The sequence below is a fragment of the Lawsonibacter faecis genome, from assembly GCF_014287675.1.
Taxonomy (GTDB): domain Bacteria; phylum Bacillota; class Clostridia; order Oscillospirales; family Oscillospiraceae; genus Pseudoflavonifractor; species Pseudoflavonifractor faecis.
The window spans coordinates 75,830-92,690 of record NZ_JACOPQ010000009.1; the positions used below are offsets into that span (position 1 = coordinate 75,830).

Consider the following 16,861-nt stretch of genomic DNA (forward strand, 5'->3'; position numbering starts at 1 on the left):
TTGCCGCGCCGCATTGGCGCGGCAATCCTGGCATATGTCACGTTTTTTAAGGCTGAAGCCATATCGCTGCAGGACTGAATCACTTACAGGAAGCTTACACAGCAGAGGCAGGGGGAAGCGGATAGCCGCGTCCTGTTTTCCCCTGCCTGAAAGGAGTTACTGATGAAAAAGCGTCTATCCTCCCTGTTCGCCTGTGTGTTTCTTCTGGCGATAATCGCGCTCCCCACCGCCGCCTCGGCCAACTCGGCCATGCCGGACCCCATCCTAACCGTCAAGGTAAAAAACGCCCCGGACGGAGAGTATTATCTGGATCTGCTCATTCACGAGCGCCCATGGAACAGTTTCCCAGACGGCTTTTATGAGTACGACCCCGCACTGCTGGAGGGGCTTTTCTCCCTGCACACGGAGGACTGGTGGCCCTCAGTGGCGTGGAGCAGCCATGGCTATTGGCAAGGCGATCTGGCGGGTACGCCCTCCGGGGAGATGATGGTCCACGCCTTCTCTGTCTACAGTCTCCCCAGGGAGTTCCGCATTGCTGTGTCCTCGGCCTCGGGCCTCCGGGCAACCGATCAAATTTTCCACCGCGACGCCTACTACACCACGATTATTTACGATTATGCCGCCAACCGCATTGCCTACGCAACCCCGGTGTGGCTGGCGTACCTGATTCAGTTTCTATGTACCTGCATCCCCACACTACTCATCGAGGGCGTTATCCTGCTCCTTTTCCGCTTTGACTGGCGGAAAAACCGGAAGGTCTTTCTGCTCCTCAATCTGGTCACCCAGGCGTTCCTCACCTGGTGCATGGCCGGACAGTATATCGGCAGCGGCGACCGGGGCTACCCCTTTCTCATGATGATTCTCGCCGAAGTCCCCATCTTCATCGCCGAGGCGGTGGTCTGCGCCATGAAGCTCAAAGGGCATACCAGGGGCCGCCGGGTTTCCTACGCCCTGTGCGCAAACGCCGTCAGCCTCGCGTTCGGCCTTTGGGCCAACCCCCATATCTTCCGCCTGCTTCAGCAGCTCTGACCAGGCCGCAGGCATACGTGCCGGAATCAGTCTCCGGCCCCTCCACCCTCTCAGGCTTGGGGAAGATGACGGAAAGAAATCCAAAATTTATGTCAACCTTTTTTGCGCCGCTCCATTGACGGATCCCCTCCGATTCGCTAGAATAGAAAGGAATGTGACAAAAGGAGCGCCGCCTATGAAAAACGCCCGAAAAAAGGTATCATCCTTCCTATTGCTGCTCGCGCTGCTGGCCTCCCTCCTGCCCGCCCGGGCTGCGGGGCCCAACGGCGTCATCGACATCCAGGTACATAACGAGTCCCTGGGAAAGTACGAGTCCAGAACCGCCGAGGTGGTCAATCTTGTCTTCGACGGCAAGCCCCTGGATCTCTCGGCCGACGTGCCGGCACTGGCCTGGGTTATCGACGGATACGGCCGGACCATGGTGCCCGTCCGCTCGGTGGGAGAGCCGCTGGGGGCCACCGTTCTGTGGCCCCAGGGCACCAATCAGGTAATTCTGCGCAAGGGGCTGAACACGGTGGTCCTCACCTTGGGTTCCCCCACCGCCCTGGTGAACGGCAAGGAGGTTGCCTTGCCTGACGGTGTGAGCGCCTACGTGGTGAAGCGCATGGTGGGCGGCAAGGCCGTGGAGCGTACCATGGTGCCCATCCGCTTCGTCTCCGAACAGCTGGGCTGCACGGTGGAATGGGACCAGGAGACCTACACCGCCTCCATCACCAAGAGCGCGAGTGAGAACACCTTCATCACCCGCGTGGTGGCCGACTCGGACCGCCAGACCGTCCTCATCGCCACCGACCGCACGCCGGAGTACCAGGTGCTGGACATGGAGGATCGGGTGGTGGTAGACCTGCTGGGCGCGGAGCTCTCCTCCGGCTTCCCCGGCACCATCTCGGTGGACAACGACCTCATCACCACCGTCCGGTACGCCCAGCACGACGACGACCTCTTCCCGGAGTATGAGAAGACCGTCCGGGTGGTGCTGGACCTCAAAGAGGGCATCACCTTCTCCAAGAACGTGACCATTGAGGCCACCGACGAGGGGCTGCTCCTCACCACCTTCCTCACCGACGCCGACCGGGAGGACGACGAGGTTTTCGTCCCCTCCACCCCCATCGACCCCACCAAGAAGACGGTGGTCGTCGACGCGGGTCACGGCGGCAGCCGGGACGGCGCGGTGTACGAGGGCATCAAGGAGAAGGACCTGACCCTGGCCATGTCCAAAAAGCTGGAGGCCCTGCTGCTGGCGCAGGGCTACAACGTGGTGATGACCCGCACCACCGACGTGTATATGGACCTCTACGACCGGGCCGACATCGCCAATGACGTGGGGGCCGACATTTTCGTCTCCATCCACGCCAACGCCTACGAAGACCCGGAGATTTACGGGGCCATGACCTACTACCACCCCTCCAGCGGGCGGGGCAAGCGGCTGGCCCAGGCCATCCAGGCCCCCATGTGCCAGGCCGCCGGAGCCAAGGACAAGGGCGTGCGGGACGCGGACTTCGTGGTCCTGCGGGAGACCGACATGTGCGCCGTGCTGGTGGAGACCGGCTTCATGACCAACCACAACGAACTGATGCAGCTCAACGACAGCGATTATCAGGACAAGCTGGTCAAGGGCATCTGCGAGGGCATCGTACGGTATTTGAATACTAATTGAGAATTGCAGAAGGAGTGCGGGGCCATGCGGCCCCGCACTCCTTTCAGCTTGTCAAAGAAGCCCCTCGGCGCTTCTTTGACAGCAAGCTGCATGACGGATAGGTCTCGATTTCTTTGGAAAAAGTCGCCCTATCCGTCATGAGAAGTGTCATTTCTGAGGCGCATGTCCCCAGAAATGACGGATTCTAACTATATTCCGCCGTCCGCGGACGGCGGAACTCTGCGAGGCTTCTCTGCGCAGGGTTTTTTTCACGGTCTAAAGGAGTGCGGGGCCATGCGGCCCCGCACTCCTTTTTTAGCATTTTGTATGTAAGGGCTGCAAACCCCACAGGGCGCGGCTGCCTGAACGCGCGCTACCGCGCGTATGCCGCCCGGCCGGTCTCATAGAGGTTCCCGCCGCGGCAGTCGACCGCCACCGTCAGCGGGAAATCCCGCACGGTCATCCGCTTGACCGACTCGCAGCCCAGGTCCCCGAAGGCAACGACCTCCGCCGACTCGATGCACCTGGCAATCAGCGCGCCCGCGCCGCCAACGGCTGCGAAGTATACCGCGCCGCTGCGGACGATGGCCTCCATGACCTCTGCCGAGCGCTGCCCCTTGCCAATCATGGCGGCCAGCCCCAAATCCAGCAGCCGGGGGGTGAAGCTGTCCATCCGGCTGGACGTGGTGGGCCCACAGGCCCCAACCGCCATGCCCTGCTGCCCCGGCGTGGGACCGGCGTAGTAAACTACCGCCCCGGCCAGGGGGAAGGGTGGCGCTTTCCCCTCATCCAGAAGGGCGAGCATGCGCTTATGCGCCGCGTCCCTGGCGGTATAGACGGTCCCCGACAGCAGCACCCTGTCCCCCGCCCTCAGCCGGGGGATCGCGGCGGGCAGCTCCGCCGTGTTCAGCCTCCGCGCGGTCTCCACCGCTCACTCACCGTCCAGCGGCAGGGGCTTGGGGGCCTTGGGGCCCTCCTCCCGGTAGGTGCGCAGAAGCTCCTCCAGTGTCGTGTCGTGCTCGGCAAACTCTGCGGAGATGGCCGTCAAACTCTTGCGCACCCGCTCCAGCTCCCCGTCGGCGTGGGCGATGGTGGCGTCCACATCGGTGCGCAGGCGGTCATACCCGGCCTGGACGCGCCCGATCCACTGCTCCAGAGCGGCGCGGATCTGCCGGGCCTGCTGCTCCGCCTCGGTGACGATGCTCTGGGCCCGGTGGTGGGCGTTGAGCTCAATGCCCGCCGTGCGGTCCTTCAGGTCCTCGTAGGCCTCGGCGGCGGGCACAAGCCGGTCCAGCCGCTCAGACAGATGGGTGGTGCGGGCCTCGGCCTCCTCCAGACGCGCGGCCTTCTCCTCCACCTCGGCCCTGGCCAGCTCCAGGCTGGCGGCACAGGCCCTCAGGTTCCCGGAGAGCTGCTCGGCCCGGGCGGCGGCCTCATCCGCGCGCTTTTCGGCGGCGGCGGCCCGCTCCTCCAGTCCGGCGGTCCCGGTCCTCGCCTCCTCCAGATCCTTTTTCAGGCTCTCCACTGCGGCGGCATGCTCCCGGTTCGTGGTCTCAATATAGTTCAGCACATCCTGCTTGTTAAACCCGCCGAAGGCGGCGCTTCGGAACTGCTGTACGCTCATACGGAACACCTCGTCTCTCATGTCTGGGGCGTATGCCCCCGCTGATGATTCGATTGCATTTTATCATAACGCCGCAAATAACACAATGTTTTCTGTTTTTTCCCCCACGCCATACTGCTTTATTATAATTGACGCGCAAAACCCCAAATGATATAATACTACGATTGACATTGGATAAGATGGAGAAGTGGATATGTGGACTTCTGACAAGTGGCGCGACTATGAACTGATTGACTGCGGCCGGGGCGAAAAGCTGGAGCGCTGGGGGAAATACACCCTGGTGCGGCCCGATCCCCAGGCCATTTGGAATACGCCCCGGGAGAATCCGCTCTGGCGGCGGCACGACGCGCGGTACGCCCGCTCGTCCACCGGCGGCGGGGCGTGGGAGAAAAAAGAACTCCCCGAGCGCTGGACCGTGGGTTACGGGAACCTCACCTTCAACATCAAGCCCATGAACTTCAAACACACCGGCCTCTTCCCCGAGCAGGCCGCCAACTGGGACTGGGCCGGCGAGCAGATCCGGAAAGCCGGGCGGCCCGTTTCGGTGCTGAACCTCTTCGCCTACACCGGCGGGGCCAGCGTGGCCTGTGCCGCGGCGGGGGCAAGCGTCTGCCATGTGGACGCGGCCAAGGGCATGGTGGCCTGGGCCAAGGAGAACGCCAAATCCTCCGGTCTGGAGGACGCGCCCATCCGATGGATCATCGACGACTGCGGCAAGTTCGTGGAGCGTGAAATCCGCCGGGGCCGCCGGTACGACGGGGTGATTATGGACCCCCCCTCCTACGGACGCGGCCCCTCCGGCGAGATCTGGAAGCTGGAGGAGAACCTCTACCCCTTCGTGGAGCTGGTGGCGGGGGTGCTCTCCGACGCGCCGCTCTTCTTCATCATCAACTCCTACACCACGGGGCTCGCCCCGTCGGTGCTCACCTATCTTCTGGAGAGCATCGTCACAAAGCGCCACGGCGGCCGCACCGAGAGCGGCGAGCTGGGCCTTCCCGTCACTGATACCGGGCTGGTTCTCCCCTGCGGCGCCACTGGACGGTGGAGGGCGGACAGGTAACGAGAACACTCAGGGCGAAAAAGCTGTGCCGCCGGAAACGGCGTCTCTCACTGCGGCGCTCCGCAGCCCCAGCGCTTTTTTACTCTTTCTTCTGTTCTTCTGTTTTATCTATATGAAGAGGTAACGATATGTCTGACGCCATCATTAAAACCGAACATCTCCGCTTTGCCTACGCCGCCGAGGGAGGGCTTTCCCCGGTGGTGCTGGACGGGGTGGATCTGGAGATCGAAGAGGGCTCCTTCGTGGCCGTCCTGGGCCACAACGGGTCGGGCAAATCCACGCTCGCCAAGCACATGAACGCCATTCTGCTCCCCACCGGGGGCAAGGTGTATGTGGACGGTATGGACACCTGTGAGGATGCCGATCTGCTGGACATCCGCCGCACCGTGGGCATGGTCTTCCAGAATCCGGACAACCAGATTGTCGCCAACGTGGTGGAGGAGGACGTGGCCTTCGCCCCCGAGAATCTGGGCGTGCCCCCGGCGGAAATCCGTAAGCGGGTGGACGACGCCCTCGCCATGGTGGGCATGAGCGAGTACGCCGCCCATGCGCCCCACCTCCTCTCCGGCGGGCAGAAGCAGCGCATCGCCATCGCGGGCGTCATCGCAATGCGGCCCCGATGCGTGGTGCTGGACGAGCCCACCGCCATGCTGGACCCCATCGGCCGGGACGAGGTTTTGAAGACCATCCGCCTGCTCAACAGGGAGTACGGCATGACCGTGGTCCTCATCACCCACCATATGGACGAGGCCGCCCAGGCCGACCGGCTGGTGGTCATGGCCAAGGGCAAGGTCATCGCCGACGGCAGCCCCAGGCAGGTCTTCCAGCGGGTGGAGGAGCTGCGCGCCGTGGGCCTCACCGTCCCGGAGACGGTGGAGCTGTGCTGGGAGCTGCGCCGGGAGGGGCTGGACGTCCCGCTGGACGCCATCTCGGACGAGGAGTGCGCACAGGCGCTCTACCAAATATTAAAGTGACTTGTCCGGCCCGATATGGTCGGGCCTTATAGCGGGCCGTCGGGCCGCCGTCCTTCGGGCGTCACCTGCGGGGATGCACCATCAATCATAAAGGATACGTGAACTATGGAGCCTATCATCCAAACGGAAAAACTCTGTCACACCTATTCGGCGGGCACTCCCTTCGAGCGCTTCGCCCTGGTCGACGTGGACTTCACCGCCTACCGGGGGGAGTACCTGGGCATTATCGGTCACACCGGGTCGGGGAAATCCACCCTGATCCAGCATCTGAACGGCCTTTTGAAGCCCACCTCCGGCAGGGTTCTCTTTGAGGGGCAGGATATCTGGGAGAGCAAGGAGCGCACCCGCCAGACCCGCTTCCAGGTGGGCCTGGTATTCCAGTACCCGGAGTATCAGCTCTTTGAGGAGACGGTGTATAAGGACATCGCATTCGGACCCAAAAACATGAAGCTGGACGATGGGGAGATTGACCGCCGGGTCCGCCAGTCCGCCGAATTCGTGGGCCTCGGGCCCGAAATTCTGGAGCAGTCCCCCTTTGAGCTCTCCGGCGGCCAGAAGCGCCGTGTGGCCATCGCGGGGGTTATCGCCATGGAGCCCTCCGTCCTCATTCTGGATGAGCCCACCGCCGGGCTGGACCCCGTGGGTGTGAGCGATATCCTGCGCAATATCCACGACTACCATGTGGCCAAAAACGCCACCATCATTATCGTCTCCCACTCCATGGAGGAGGTGGCCCGCACGGTGGACCGCCTCGTGGTGGTGGACGACGCCCGCATCCCCTTCTCCGGCACCCCCCGGGAGGTCTTCGCCCACGAGGAGGAGCTGGTCGCCATGGGCCTGGGCGTGCCCCAGGTGACCCGGGTCTTCCACCGGCTGCGCCGGCTGGGTGTGGATGTGGACGACACGGTCTACACCATGGAGCAGGCCAAGGCCGCCTTCCTGGACGTTTTGAAGAGAAAGGGGGCGGTGTAAGTGGCGCTGAAGGACATCACCCTGGGCCAGTACTTCCCCGGCAATTCCATTCTCCACCGCCTGGACCCCCGGACAAAGATTCTGCTTACCGTCATCTATATCGTGGCCCTCTTCCTCGCCAAACAGCTGGCGGGGTACGGAATTCTGCTGCTGGTGCTGGCCGCCGCCATCGCCGTCTCCAGGGTAAAGCTCAAGGTCATTCTCAAGGGGCTCAAGCCCATCCTGTTCATCATTATCATCACCGGCATTCTGAACCTCTTCTGGACGCCCGGCGACATTCTTTGGCAGTGGGGCTTCCTCAAGCTCACCGTCCAGGGCATCTGGGCGGCGGTCTTCATGGTGCTGCGCATCTCCATGCTCATCATCTGCACCTTCCTGCTGACCTACACCACCTCCCCCATCCTGCTCACCGACGGGCTGGAGAACCTTCTCGGGCCCCTCAAAAAACTCCACGTCCCTGTCCATGAGCTGGCGATGATGATGTCCATCGCCCTGCGGTTCATCCCCACCCTGATTGAGGAGACCGACAAAATCATGTCCGCTCAGAAAGCCCGGGGCGCGGACTTCGATACCGGCAATCTGCTGGACAAGGCCAAGGCTCTGATACCCCTGCTGGTGCCCCTCTTTATCTCGGCCTTCCGCCGGGCGGACGAGCTGGCCATCGCCATGGAGTGCCGCTGCTACCACGGCGGCGAGGGCCGCACACGCCTGCGCCAGCTCAAGTACAAGACCCCGGATATCGTGGGCATCGCGGGCGGCCTGCTCCTCTGCGCGGGCGTGGGCGTGCTGGGGCATTTTGGGCTGTAAGACCCTGAGACTTTCATAACGCTGTTTTACAATTTAAGAAAACTCTAATGAAAGTTTCATTCTTTATCACAAATATTGCGCTAGAATAAGTGCTGCGAGGTTCTATGAGAAATATAGCGTTAAAGCTGATGTATGTCGGAACGGCGTATCACGGCTGGCAGATCCAGAAGAACGCCGTGTCCGTGGAGGAGACGCTGGAGAAGGCCATCGCCACGGTGGTGGGCCACGGCGTCAAATGCGTGGGTGCGGGCAGAACCGACGCAGGCGTCCATGCCGAGGTGTATATCGCCAATTTCCACACCAGTTCCACCATCCCCTGCGACCGCCTGCCTCTGGCGCTCAATACCCGCCTGCCCGACGACATTGTCGTGACCAGGGCCACCGAAGTGGGCGGGGACTTCAACGCCATCGGCTCGTGCCTGAAGAAGGAGTACACCTACCGCATCTACAACTCCCGCATCCGCAACGCCTTTTTTGTAAACCGGGTGTGGTTCTACCCCAAGTATCTGGACGAAAAAGTGATGCAGTCGGCGGCGGACCGCTTTGTAGGCACCCACGATTTCGCCGCCGTCCAGACCGTGGGCACCGACGTGCGCTCCACGGTACGCACGGTCCACTACTTTGACATCTCCCGCACGGGCGATATGATCGAGTGCCGGGTCTGTGCCAACGGCTTTCTCTACAACATGGTGCGGGCTATGGTGGGCACCTGCGTCTACGCCGCCGAGGGCAAATTTCCACCCGAGGCCGTCTCCGACATTCTGGCGGGCAAAAACCGCACCGCCGCGGGTCCGACCTCTCCCCCCGGGGGACTCTACATGACGAAGCTGTGGTACGAGGAAGCCGTTTTATAAACGGGAGAAGAAAGCGTCAATCAAAAACAGCTTTGAAGCCGGTCCTCCCATCCGATGTATTTTTCGGGGCGAGCCTCTTTTATTTTTCATTCTTCATTTTCCGAAAGGTGCATACATATGAGAGACAAGCAGCCGCCGGCGGACGATAAGCCGGTCAGGAAAAAACCGAATATTTTTGTACGGCTGCTGGCTTTTCTGGTGACCCTTGCGCTGATGTTCGGCGCGGTGACCCTTGTGGTCTACCGGGACAAGCTGAATTTCGACGTGTTCCGCCGGTGGTTTACCTACCGCAGCCTGGAGCGCAACGACAGCGGCCAGGCCCAGTCCTTCGTGCACGGGGGCGAGGTCTACGACCGCTTTGCCGCAGTCGGGGAAAATCTGCTCACCGCCTCCTCCACCAGTTACCGCCTCTTCTCGGGCAGCGGCGTCAAGTACGTGGACGAGCAGGCCGCGCTGGAGAATCCTGTGGTCTCCTCCGCCGGGAATTACGGACTGGTCTACGACGCGGGCGGCCGCTCCCTCTTCGTCTTCAAGAACAAGGAGGAGATTTTCTCCCTGACGCTGGACGCGGGCAAAACCCTGCTCTCCGCCCGGGTCAATCCCTCAGGCTGGCTGGCGGTGACCACCCAGGCCACCGGCTACAAGGGCTCCGTAACGGTGTATAACGCCGACTACGCCCCCGTCCTCCGGCTCAACCTCTCCAGCAGCTTCATCATGGACGCGGTGGTGACGGCGGACAACAAATCCCTCGCCACCATCACCATCGGTCAGGGGGACGCCGGCTTCCAGAGCCGTTTTTCCCTCTATGCCCTGGACCGCACCGAGGAGCAGACCGAGGCCGACGCCTCCTGCCTGCTGGGCAGCATGGTGGTCCTGGATTTCCAGGAGAGCAGCGCGGGCTTCTGGGCCCTGGGCGACAGCGGTGTGGCACTGGCAGGCAAGGACGGCGCTCTGACCGGATCCTATGATTTCGGCGGACGCTACTTAAAGGAATTTTCATTGGGCGGAGACGATTTTGCCGTGGCCCTTCTGGGCAAGTACCGGGCCGGCACCCTGTCCGATCTGGTGGTGATAGACGACACGGGGACGGCCGGCGTCTCTATGCCCATGAACGAGCAGGTGCTCTCCCTCTCCGCCGCCGGGCGGTATATCGCCGTTCTCACCGCCGACCGGCTGGACATCTACACCTCGGATATGACTCTTTACAGCAGTGTGGCGGGCATCCAGGGCGCCCGAAAGGTTCTTATGCGCAGCGACGGCACTGCGCTGCTGATTGCCAGCGACACGGCGAGATTGTACGTTCCGAATTAGAGCAAACGGGAGGCGCAGCGGCTGATCTGTGCGCGGTATGGCCGCCTGCCGGCGGCTGATTGTTCTGACGGCGGCAGATCAGCGCCCGATTTCCAGGCGCCGTACTATTTTCACACTTTACTTTCTTGGAGGTCTTATGTCCTATCTTGTTTACGACATCGTCATACTGGCCGTCCTGCTCCTCTTCCTCTGGCGCGGCGCCTCCAAGGGCTTCGTCCTCTCCCTGTGCGGTCTGCTGGCCGTGGTGGTGGCCTTCGTGGGGTCCAGTTTCCTGGCCTCTTCCCTGGCTCCGAAAATCGGCGCGGCGCTGGAGCCCAGATTTGCCGCCGCCATCGAGGCCCAGCTGGACGAGCAGATAGCCAACTCCACCCCGAAGCCCGGCGAGACCGCTCCCGCCGCCCCCGAGGATTTTCCCCTCCAGGACGTGTTGGACGTGCTCAAGGGCATGGGGCTCTATGAGGATCTGATCAGCTCCATCGACAAGGCCGTCAACGAGGGCATGCTGGACGTGGCGGCCAGCGCCGCGGCGGCTGTTGCGGCAGCCATCGCCCAGTCGGTGGCATATATGGTGGTCTTCCTGGTCTGCTTCGTGCTCATCATGATCGCCTGGACCCTTCTGGCCCACGCCCTGGATCTGGTGACCAGGCTGCCCGGGCTCAACGCCCTCAACAAGACCGGCGGCGCGCTGATCGGGCTTGTGAAGGCGGTTATCATCCTCTTCATCGCCGCCTGGCTTCTGCGCTGTTCGGGCAGCCTGATCCCCGAGGAGGCTGTGGAACAGACCCATCTGCTCAAATTCTTTATGACAACCAATCCCATGACGCTCATTACGGGCATCTAAGAAATGTGCAAACGGAAAAGGCGGCCAAACTTCTCTTTTGAAAAGAGCCGCGCCTTTTTCACTTCATTTCACCAAGCTGCGGACGTTTTCCTATGACGCTGCACCGATTCGCTTTTCACTTATGACATATCACTTTTCACTCTAGAAGAAGGTGTTCCTATGAACGTCCCCAATGCCCTCTCCCTCCTCCGGCTGGCCATGGTGCCCATTTTTGCGGTGGTCTTCTTCCAGCCCTTCCCGGAGGCCCGCTACTGGGCGGCCGGCATCTATGCGCTGGCCTTCGCCACCGACATCGCAGACGGGTACATCGCCCGGCACTTCAACCAGGTCACCCGCCTGGGCCGGATCCTGGACCCTCTGGCGGATAAGCTGATGACCTTCACGGTAATCGTCAGCATCACCGCCGCGGGCATCATCCCCGTGTGGGCGGTGGTAATCTTCTTCCTCAAGGAGGCCGCCATGGGCGTCGGCGCGCTGTCCATGTTCCACAAGATCGACGACGTGATGCCCGCCAACTGGCTGGGCAAGACCTCCACGGGGGTGTTTTTCATCGTCTGCGCCGCCCTGGTCCTCTTCCCCTCCATCCCCAAGACCTGGGCCACCGTCATGATCTCCGTGGCCCTTGCCCTCACTGTGGCCGCGTTTCTCTATTACCTGTGGATCTACCTCAGCGTGCTCGGAAAGAAAAAAACCAAGTAACCTACCAGAATTTCAGCGAAATTCATACGCAGTTCATAATTTCGCACTAAAATTAATTTTCCGGGGCAAGTATGTCCCGCCGGGCGTGCAGACAGCATGTCCGTCCCAAAGGAGTTGACACATATGCAGCCGACACTCTGTTCCAGATGTCACAAAAATGTAGCCGTTATCTTCATCCAGAAGATCGAGGGCAGCGAGACCAAGAGCGAGGGTCTCTGCCTCAAGTGCGCCAAGGAACTGGGCATCAAGCCCGTGGAAGATATGATGCAGAAGATGGGCATCAGCGACGAGGACCTGGACGGCCTCACCAACGAGATGCTCTCTGCCTTCGGCGGCGCCGAGGGCATGGAGGGCCTCGCCCCTCAGGACGAGGACGGCGACGAGGACGAGGACGACGAGGGCCGCACCGCCACCTTCCCCTTCCTCAACAAGCTCTTCGGCGGCGCGCAGGGCGACGCTCCCACGCCTCCCGAGCGCGGCAAGGAAAAGGAATCACCCCGCGAGGAGAAGAGCGGCAAGGGCGAGCGTGCGCCGAAGCGGAAATTTCTCGAGAACTACTGCATCTCTCTGACGCAGAAGGCCGCGGACGGAAAGCTGGACAAAATCGTGGGCCGCGATCAGGAGATCGAGCGGACCATCCAGATCCTCAACCGCCGGCAGAAGAACAACCCCTGCCTCATCGGTGAGCCCGGCGTGGGCAAGACCGCCATTGCCGAGGGCCTCGCTCTGCGGATCTTTGAGGGCAACGTGCCCTATAAGCTCAAGGACAAGGAGGTCTATCTCCTGGACCTCACCGCCCTGGTGGCGGGCACCCAGTTCCGCGGCCAGTTCGAGAGCCGCATGAAGGGCCTTATTGACGAGGTCAAGAAGCTGGGCAATATTATTCTGGTGATTGACGAGGTCCACAATATTGTGGGCGCGGGCGACGCCGAGGGCAGCATGAACGCCGCCAATATTCTCAAGCCGGCCCTGAGCCGGGGCGAGATCCAGGTCATCGGCGCCACCACTCTCACCGAGTACCGCAAGTATATCGAGAAGGACTCCGCGCTGGAGCGCCGCTTCCAGCCCGTCATTGTAGACGAGCCCTCCATCGAGGACAGCGTGAAAATTCTTATGGGCATCAAGCCCTACTACGAGAAGTACCACTTCGTCTCCATCTCCCCGGAGATGGCCCGTCTCGCCGTCACCATGAGCGAGCGTTACATCACCGACCGGTATCTCCCGGACAAGGCCATCGACCTGATTGACGAGGCCTGCTCCGACGTCAACCTCCACAACCTGACCCTGGCCCGCCTCTCTGAGGTCACCAAGGAGCTGGACGCCGTCGCCCGTGAGCGGGACGCCATCATGGCCGAGCAGAGCAGCCGTGACGTGAAGCGTCAGGCCGACCTGAAGCAGAACGAGAGCCGCCAGGCCGAGCTGCGCCGGGAGCTCCAGAAGCTGGCCGGCGAGCACACCGCCCTCGCCGCCGCTGTGGGACAGGAGGCCGGGCTCAAGGACAACGAGCGCGAGCAGACCAAGCTCCGCCAGGAGCTCCAGGCCCTGACCGACGCGCGCCAGTCCCTCCAGGCCGAGCCCTCCGAGAACGAGTACGAGCGCCTCGCCGTCCTCAAGAGCAGGGAGCTCCAGCTCATGGAGGAGCAGGCTAAGCTGGACGCACAGAGCGCCCCGCCGCTGACGCTGGAGCATCTCGCCCGGGTCATTGAGCTGTGGACCAAAATTCCCGCCTCCTCCATTCAGGAGGCTGAGTACGCCCGCCTTGCCCAGCTGGAGAACCGCCTTAAGGAGCACATCATCGGCCAGGATGACGCCGTCAGGGCCGTTGCCGCCGCCGTGCGGCGCAACCGGGTTGGCATCGCCTCCAAGCGCAAGCCCGTGTCCTTCATCTTCGTGGGCTCCACCGGCGTGGGCAAGACCGAGCTGGTGCGCCGCCTTGCCATGGATATGTTCCACTCCCCCGAGTCTCTCATCCGGCTGGATATGTCCGAGTTTATGGAGAAGTTTGCCGTCAGCCGGATCATCGGCTCGCCCCCGGGCTATGTGGGGTATGACGAGGCCGGGCAGCTCACAGAGAAGGTACGCCGCAAGCCCTACTGCGTGGTGCTCTTTGACGAGATTGAGAAGGCCCATCCCGATGTTCTGAACATCCTCCTCCAGATTCTGGACGACGGCCATATCACCGACGCCCAGGGCCGGAACGTGAACTTTGAGAACACCGTCATCGTCATGACCTCCAACGCCGGCAGCGACACCAAGTCCTCCGGCAGCGTGGGCTTTGGCGGCACGGCCAACGACCAGGGCCGGGAGCGGACCATGAAGGCTCTGGAGGGCTTCCTCCGTCCGGAGTTTATCAACCGCGTGGACGAGATCGTCTACTTCAATAAGCTCAGTGAGGACAACTTCAAACAAATCGCCAAAATTATGTTGGGCGAGCTGACCGACGCGCTGCAGGAGAAGGGCATTGCCTTCCACTACGACGAGTCCCTGCTGGACCATCTGGTGAGGAGGTCCTACTCCATGACCTATGGCGCACGAAACCTCCGCCGTCAGATACAGAAGGATCTCGAGGACCCCATCGCCAACAAGATTATTGACAGCTACCAAAACCCGATTACCCAGATCAATGCCTCTTCCGACGGCGAGACCGTCCATGTGGAGACACTGTAAAATACAATAAAAGGCTCTGGGGGACCGCATGGTCCCCCAGAGCCTTTTATTGTGTCCCAATCCTTTAATCGTACAAAGTTTCCATCGGGCCGCACATGTATATTATTGATAAATATTTGTATATTCTTGAGCATTATGAATATTTATACATTTTTTATATCAATATTGTATAGGTATTCATATTTTTCTTTGTATAGTACGTCACTGGAGTTTTTGATAAAAAAAGCCTATAATTTGCACTAGACCAGCTAAAAGCTTATATTCTATAGCGGAAGGAATGAACCCTTATGAATCCTGCAACCATTGTTATTGACTTTTCAGAAATGCTCCTGGTCCCCCACCCGCATTCTCTCATCAATACCTACGCCGTCAATGTCTCTGCAAGCGGACACATCGCCCTTAATCAAAAATTTTACGATAAGCTCATAACGGAGATTCCCTCTTTAGCTCTTGAGTTTCGTATCCATTCTGATCGCACGCTGCTCACTATACGCTCCTCCGAACAACCAAACTATAAATTTCCAAAAGGCGGCCGCATTAAGGATCCCGCTTTTACCCGTGCTCTGGTCGAGCAGGGCATCCCTCTTCCTGCCCGATATGAGGTCGCTTGGAATCAGGATGCCAATGCCTGGGTTGGCCTCCTGGTTGAATCTGCGCCGGCCCCTGGAAAAACAGCGCTCTCCCAGAGTCTCACACCTCCCCCCGCTGCTTCAAGGAGAGGTAGGAAGCAATGAGCACACACTTCTTTGATATACGGCAATACGCCTCCATTAGGTCATTTATTTATGATACATGCCGGCTTTTTGGGGGAAATATGGATCAGGAGGAGTGCCGAGGCGAGGCCTGGCTGGCCTATTGGGATGCGAAAATTACCTATCACAGATACGAGGGCTGCTGCGAGTGGAACTCTTATCTCTATTACCGAGTTCAGGAGGCCATAGACGAGTACCGCAGAGTACATAACCGGAATATTTCTCTGGAAAGTCCGCTTTCTCTGGATCAGCCATTGGGGGACTCCAACGAGACGCCGGGCACACTCTTTTTTCATCATCAGGGCGACTTTACCCGCGGCGTTGATTTGTGGGACTATGCCTGGCGGCTGGGGGAATGTAAGTATGCCATTCTCCGTCAAATGGCGAATAAAGAGAGCGATGTAGAAATTATGTCTAATATGTCGATGCAGCCGGAGGAGTACTACTCTTTGAAGTATCAGCTTCGTGCGGATTTTGAGCGGTTTCTCCGCATCTAGACTTTTGACTATAATACTGATGGAGACGATGCCTTTTTGAAGCTTTGTGACTTTATCTTTCGCTTTAAGGCCCCTTCCTGGTGTATTACTCCTGCCGGAATCTGCCGTGTGCGCCTATTCTCCGGCCGGGGAGGGGATTTCTATGCCGTATTGACTGAACTGGATGAGAATCCATCCGTCTCAGTAACAAATGCAATTGAAAATATTCGGCGTCAGTTAATTGCCAACAAGAAAATACCGGAGGTCTCCCAGATTGTTGATCACTTTGAGGGTCCTGCCTTCTTTACCCATAAATTTGACTTAGTTACGTTTACTCCGGACGGACACCCTGAATGGCGCGGGCTCTCTCGCACACGTATAGAGGCGCTTTTGGAGTGCAGCCCGACCGAATTCGATCTGTCGACTGACAAGGACCCATGGCTTCAGGCGGAGATACGAAAGGCGCTGGATGGTATTCCACCAATTAAAGTTTTCCAATATATAGAACCGCCGGAAATCTCAGAGCGTCGGCTGGAGATCGCAGCAAAAATGCACAGCCGGGCAGAATTAGACGAATTGGTTCATTCCAGTGCCAATGAGCAGACAATATCTGCATTTCTGAAAGAGGATCTCTCCTTTTTTTCGGAGATATATGCATCTCCAAAAGATGAGTATATCTGTTTCTCCGAATTTCCTGTGGGCAGTTCAGGAAGGGTTGATTTTGCCGTCTTTACAGGGCGTTCCCGTATGAGTGTCTATCTGATAGAAATTAAGGCCGCCCAGCACCATCTTCTTCGTAAAAACCATTATCAGGAGTTTACTGCCCCCATTCAGGAGGGGCGCGGACAGCTGCTCTCCCGGGAAGCATGGGTACGCTCGAACTACGAACAGTTCAGGCGCTTTGTTCACCAGGTCCGTCAGTCCGTAGTAGACGGCAAACGGCCCTACCACGCCTTTCCCGGCCCCAGGCCAAAGCTTCAGGTCGACTCTGATAAGGATATTCATCTTCATTTCATCTTTATCGGCGGGCATACCGTTGATGATTTAAAGGAAAGTCAAAAACGTCACCAAGCCGATCAGTCGCTGTACTTTCATATTGAAACAGAAACCTGGGACAGTTGGATAAAAAAACTGGAGCGCAAATAATACTTGGGTTCCA

At 59.8% G+C, this 16,861-nt stretch carries 16 protein-coding genes; 14 read left to right on the forward strand and 2 right to left on the reverse strand.

Features of this window, described 5'->3' with window-relative positions; genetic code table 11:
* The first annotated feature begins 162 nt into the window (after positions 1-162).
* Both H8S62_RS12085 and H8S62_RS12090 read left to right on the forward strand, forming a co-directional pair.
* Entirely contained in the window at positions 163-1,029 is an 867-nt protein-coding gene (locus H8S62_RS12085) for a hypothetical protein (protein WP_186919545.1), read from the forward strand.
* Between the two features lie 175 nt (positions 1,030-1,204).
* Entirely contained in the window at positions 1,205-2,686 is a 1,482-nt protein-coding gene (locus H8S62_RS12090; RefSeq protein WP_186919547.1) for an N-acetylmuramoyl-L-alanine amidase family protein, read from the forward strand.
* A 352-nt stretch (positions 2,687-3,038) separates the two neighbouring features.
* Here the strand turns inward: H8S62_RS12090 and H8S62_RS12095 are convergent, their stop codons facing one another.
* Together H8S62_RS12095 and H8S62_RS12100 are read right to left on the reverse strand one after the other, a co-directional pair.
* A complete protein-coding gene (locus H8S62_RS12095) occupies positions 3,039-3,593 on the reverse strand; it encodes a Fe-S-containing hydro-lyase (protein WP_173023839.1) in 555 nt (184 codons plus the stop codon).
* A 3-nt stretch (positions 3,594-3,596) separates the two neighbouring features.
* Complete coding sequence (locus H8S62_RS12100; RefSeq protein ID WP_186919548.1) at positions 3,597-4,289, reverse strand: hypothetical protein; 693 nt, start codon at positions 4,287-4,289, stop codon at positions 3,597-3,599.
* A gap of 193 nt (positions 4,290-4,482) precedes the next feature.
* On the opposite strand from H8S62_RS12100, the gene H8S62_RS12105 reads away from it, so the two are divergent.
* The 12 genes from H8S62_RS12105 to H8S62_RS12160 all read left to right on the forward strand — a co-directional run bounded on the left by H8S62_RS12105 (position 4,483) and on the right by H8S62_RS12160 (position 16,848).
* Positions 4,483-5,349 (forward strand): class I SAM-dependent methyltransferase, encoded by an 867-nt coding sequence (locus H8S62_RS12105; RefSeq protein ID WP_155148669.1) that lies wholly within the window; start codon positions 4,483-4,485, stop codon positions 5,347-5,349.
* A 128-nt stretch (positions 5,350-5,477) separates the two neighbouring features.
* Positions 5,478-6,323: an energy-coupling factor transporter ATPase gene (locus H8S62_RS12110; protein ID WP_186919550.1), complete on the forward strand. Its 846-nt coding sequence runs from the start codon at positions 5,478-5,480 to the stop codon at positions 6,321-6,323.
* A gap of 105 nt (positions 6,324-6,428) precedes the next feature.
* Entirely contained in the window at positions 6,429-7,295 is an 867-nt protein-coding gene (locus tag H8S62_RS12115) for an energy-coupling factor transporter ATPase (protein WP_155148665.1), read from the forward strand.
* Positions 7,296-8,102 (forward strand): CbiQ family ECF transporter T component, encoded by an 807-nt coding sequence (locus tag H8S62_RS12120; RefSeq protein ID WP_173023838.1) that lies wholly within the window; start codon positions 7,296-7,298, stop codon positions 8,100-8,102. It abuts the gene before it with no gap.
* Positions 8,103-8,206: 104 nt separating this feature from the next.
* Complete coding sequence (gene truA, locus H8S62_RS12125) at positions 8,207-8,956, forward strand: tRNA pseudouridine(38-40) synthase TruA (RefSeq protein ID WP_186919551.1); 750 nt, start codon at positions 8,207-8,209, stop codon at positions 8,954-8,956.
* 117 nt (positions 8,957-9,073) lie between these two features.
* Positions 9,074-10,267, forward strand: a complete 1,194-nt coding sequence (locus H8S62_RS12130; RefSeq protein ID WP_186919553.1) for a DUF5711 family protein — start codon at positions 9,074-9,076, stop codon at positions 10,265-10,267.
* A gap of 136 nt (positions 10,268-10,403) precedes the next feature.
* Positions 10,404-11,108, forward strand: coding sequence for a CvpA family protein (locus H8S62_RS12135; RefSeq protein WP_155148658.1), 705 nt, complete (start codon positions 10,404-10,406; stop codon positions 11,106-11,108).
* Positions 11,109-11,267: 159 nt separating this feature from the next.
* A complete protein-coding gene (pgsA, locus tag H8S62_RS12140; protein ID WP_186919555.1) occupies positions 11,268-11,807 on the forward strand; it encodes a CDP-diacylglycerol--glycerol-3-phosphate 3-phosphatidyltransferase in 540 nt (179 codons plus the stop codon).
* 123 nt (positions 11,808-11,930) lie between these two features.
* Positions 11,931-14,474: an ATP-dependent Clp protease ATP-binding subunit gene (locus tag H8S62_RS12145; protein ID WP_155148655.1), complete on the forward strand. Its 2,544-nt coding sequence runs from the start codon at positions 11,931-11,933 to the stop codon at positions 14,472-14,474.
* A 287-nt stretch (positions 14,475-14,761) separates the two neighbouring features.
* Positions 14,762-15,208, forward strand: coding sequence for a hypothetical protein (locus tag H8S62_RS12150; protein WP_155148653.1), 447 nt, complete (start codon positions 14,762-14,764; stop codon positions 15,206-15,208).
* Between the two features lie 80 nt (positions 15,209-15,288).
* A complete protein-coding gene (locus tag H8S62_RS12155) occupies positions 15,289-15,723 on the forward strand; it encodes a hypothetical protein (protein WP_186919557.1) in 435 nt (144 codons plus the stop codon).
* Between the two features lie 36 nt (positions 15,724-15,759).
* Entirely contained in the window at positions 15,760-16,848 is a 1,089-nt protein-coding gene (locus H8S62_RS12160; RefSeq protein ID WP_186919558.1) for a Shedu anti-phage system protein SduA domain-containing protein, read from the forward strand.
* Positions 16,849-16,861: the final 13 nt, after the last annotated feature.

What these genes read in the sequence shown, in the direction of transcription:
- H8S62_RS12100 (WP_186919548.1), bottom strand. Translation starts at nt 4,289, where the DNA reads ATGAGCGTACAGCAGTTCCGAAGCGCCGCCTTCGGCGGGTTTAACAAG.
- H8S62_RS12115 (WP_155148665.1), top strand. Translation starts at nt 6,429, where the DNA reads ATGGAGCCTATCATCCAAACGGAAAAACTCTGTCACACCTATTCGGCG.
- H8S62_RS12135 (WP_155148658.1), top strand. Translation starts at nt 10,404, where the DNA reads ATGTCCTATCTTGTTTACGACATCGTCATACTGGCCGTCCTGCTCCTC.
- H8S62_RS12130 (WP_186919553.1), top strand. Translation starts at nt 9,074, where the DNA reads ATGAGAGACAAGCAGCCGCCGGCGGACGATAAGCCGGTCAGGAAAAAA.
- H8S62_RS12145 (WP_155148655.1), top strand. Translation starts at nt 11,931, where the DNA reads ATGCAGCCGACACTCTGTTCCAGATGTCACAAAAATGTAGCCGTTATC.
- pgsA (WP_186919555.1), top strand. Translation starts at nt 11,268, where the DNA reads ATGAACGTCCCCAATGCCCTCTCCCTCCTCCGGCTGGCCATGGTGCCC.
- H8S62_RS12105 (WP_155148669.1), top strand. Translation starts at nt 4,483, where the DNA reads ATGTGGACTTCTGACAAGTGGCGCGACTATGAACTGATTGACTGCGGC.
- H8S62_RS12110 (WP_186919550.1), top strand. Translation starts at nt 5,478, where the DNA reads ATGTCTGACGCCATCATTAAAACCGAACATCTCCGCTTTGCCTACGCC.
- H8S62_RS12085 (WP_186919545.1), top strand. Translation starts at nt 163, where the DNA reads ATGAAAAAGCGTCTATCCTCCCTGTTCGCCTGTGTGTTTCTTCTGGCG.
- truA (WP_186919551.1), top strand. Translation starts at nt 8,207, where the DNA reads ATGAGAAATATAGCGTTAAAGCTGATGTATGTCGGAACGGCGTATCAC.
- H8S62_RS12090 (WP_186919547.1), top strand. Translation starts at nt 1,205, where the DNA reads ATGAAAAACGCCCGAAAAAAGGTATCATCCTTCCTATTGCTGCTCGCG.
- H8S62_RS12155 (WP_186919557.1), top strand. Translation starts at nt 15,289, where the DNA reads ATGGATCAGGAGGAGTGCCGAGGCGAGGCCTGGCTGGCCTATTGGGAT.
- H8S62_RS12150 (WP_155148653.1), top strand. Translation starts at nt 14,762, where the DNA reads ATGAATCCTGCAACCATTGTTATTGACTTTTCAGAAATGCTCCTGGTC.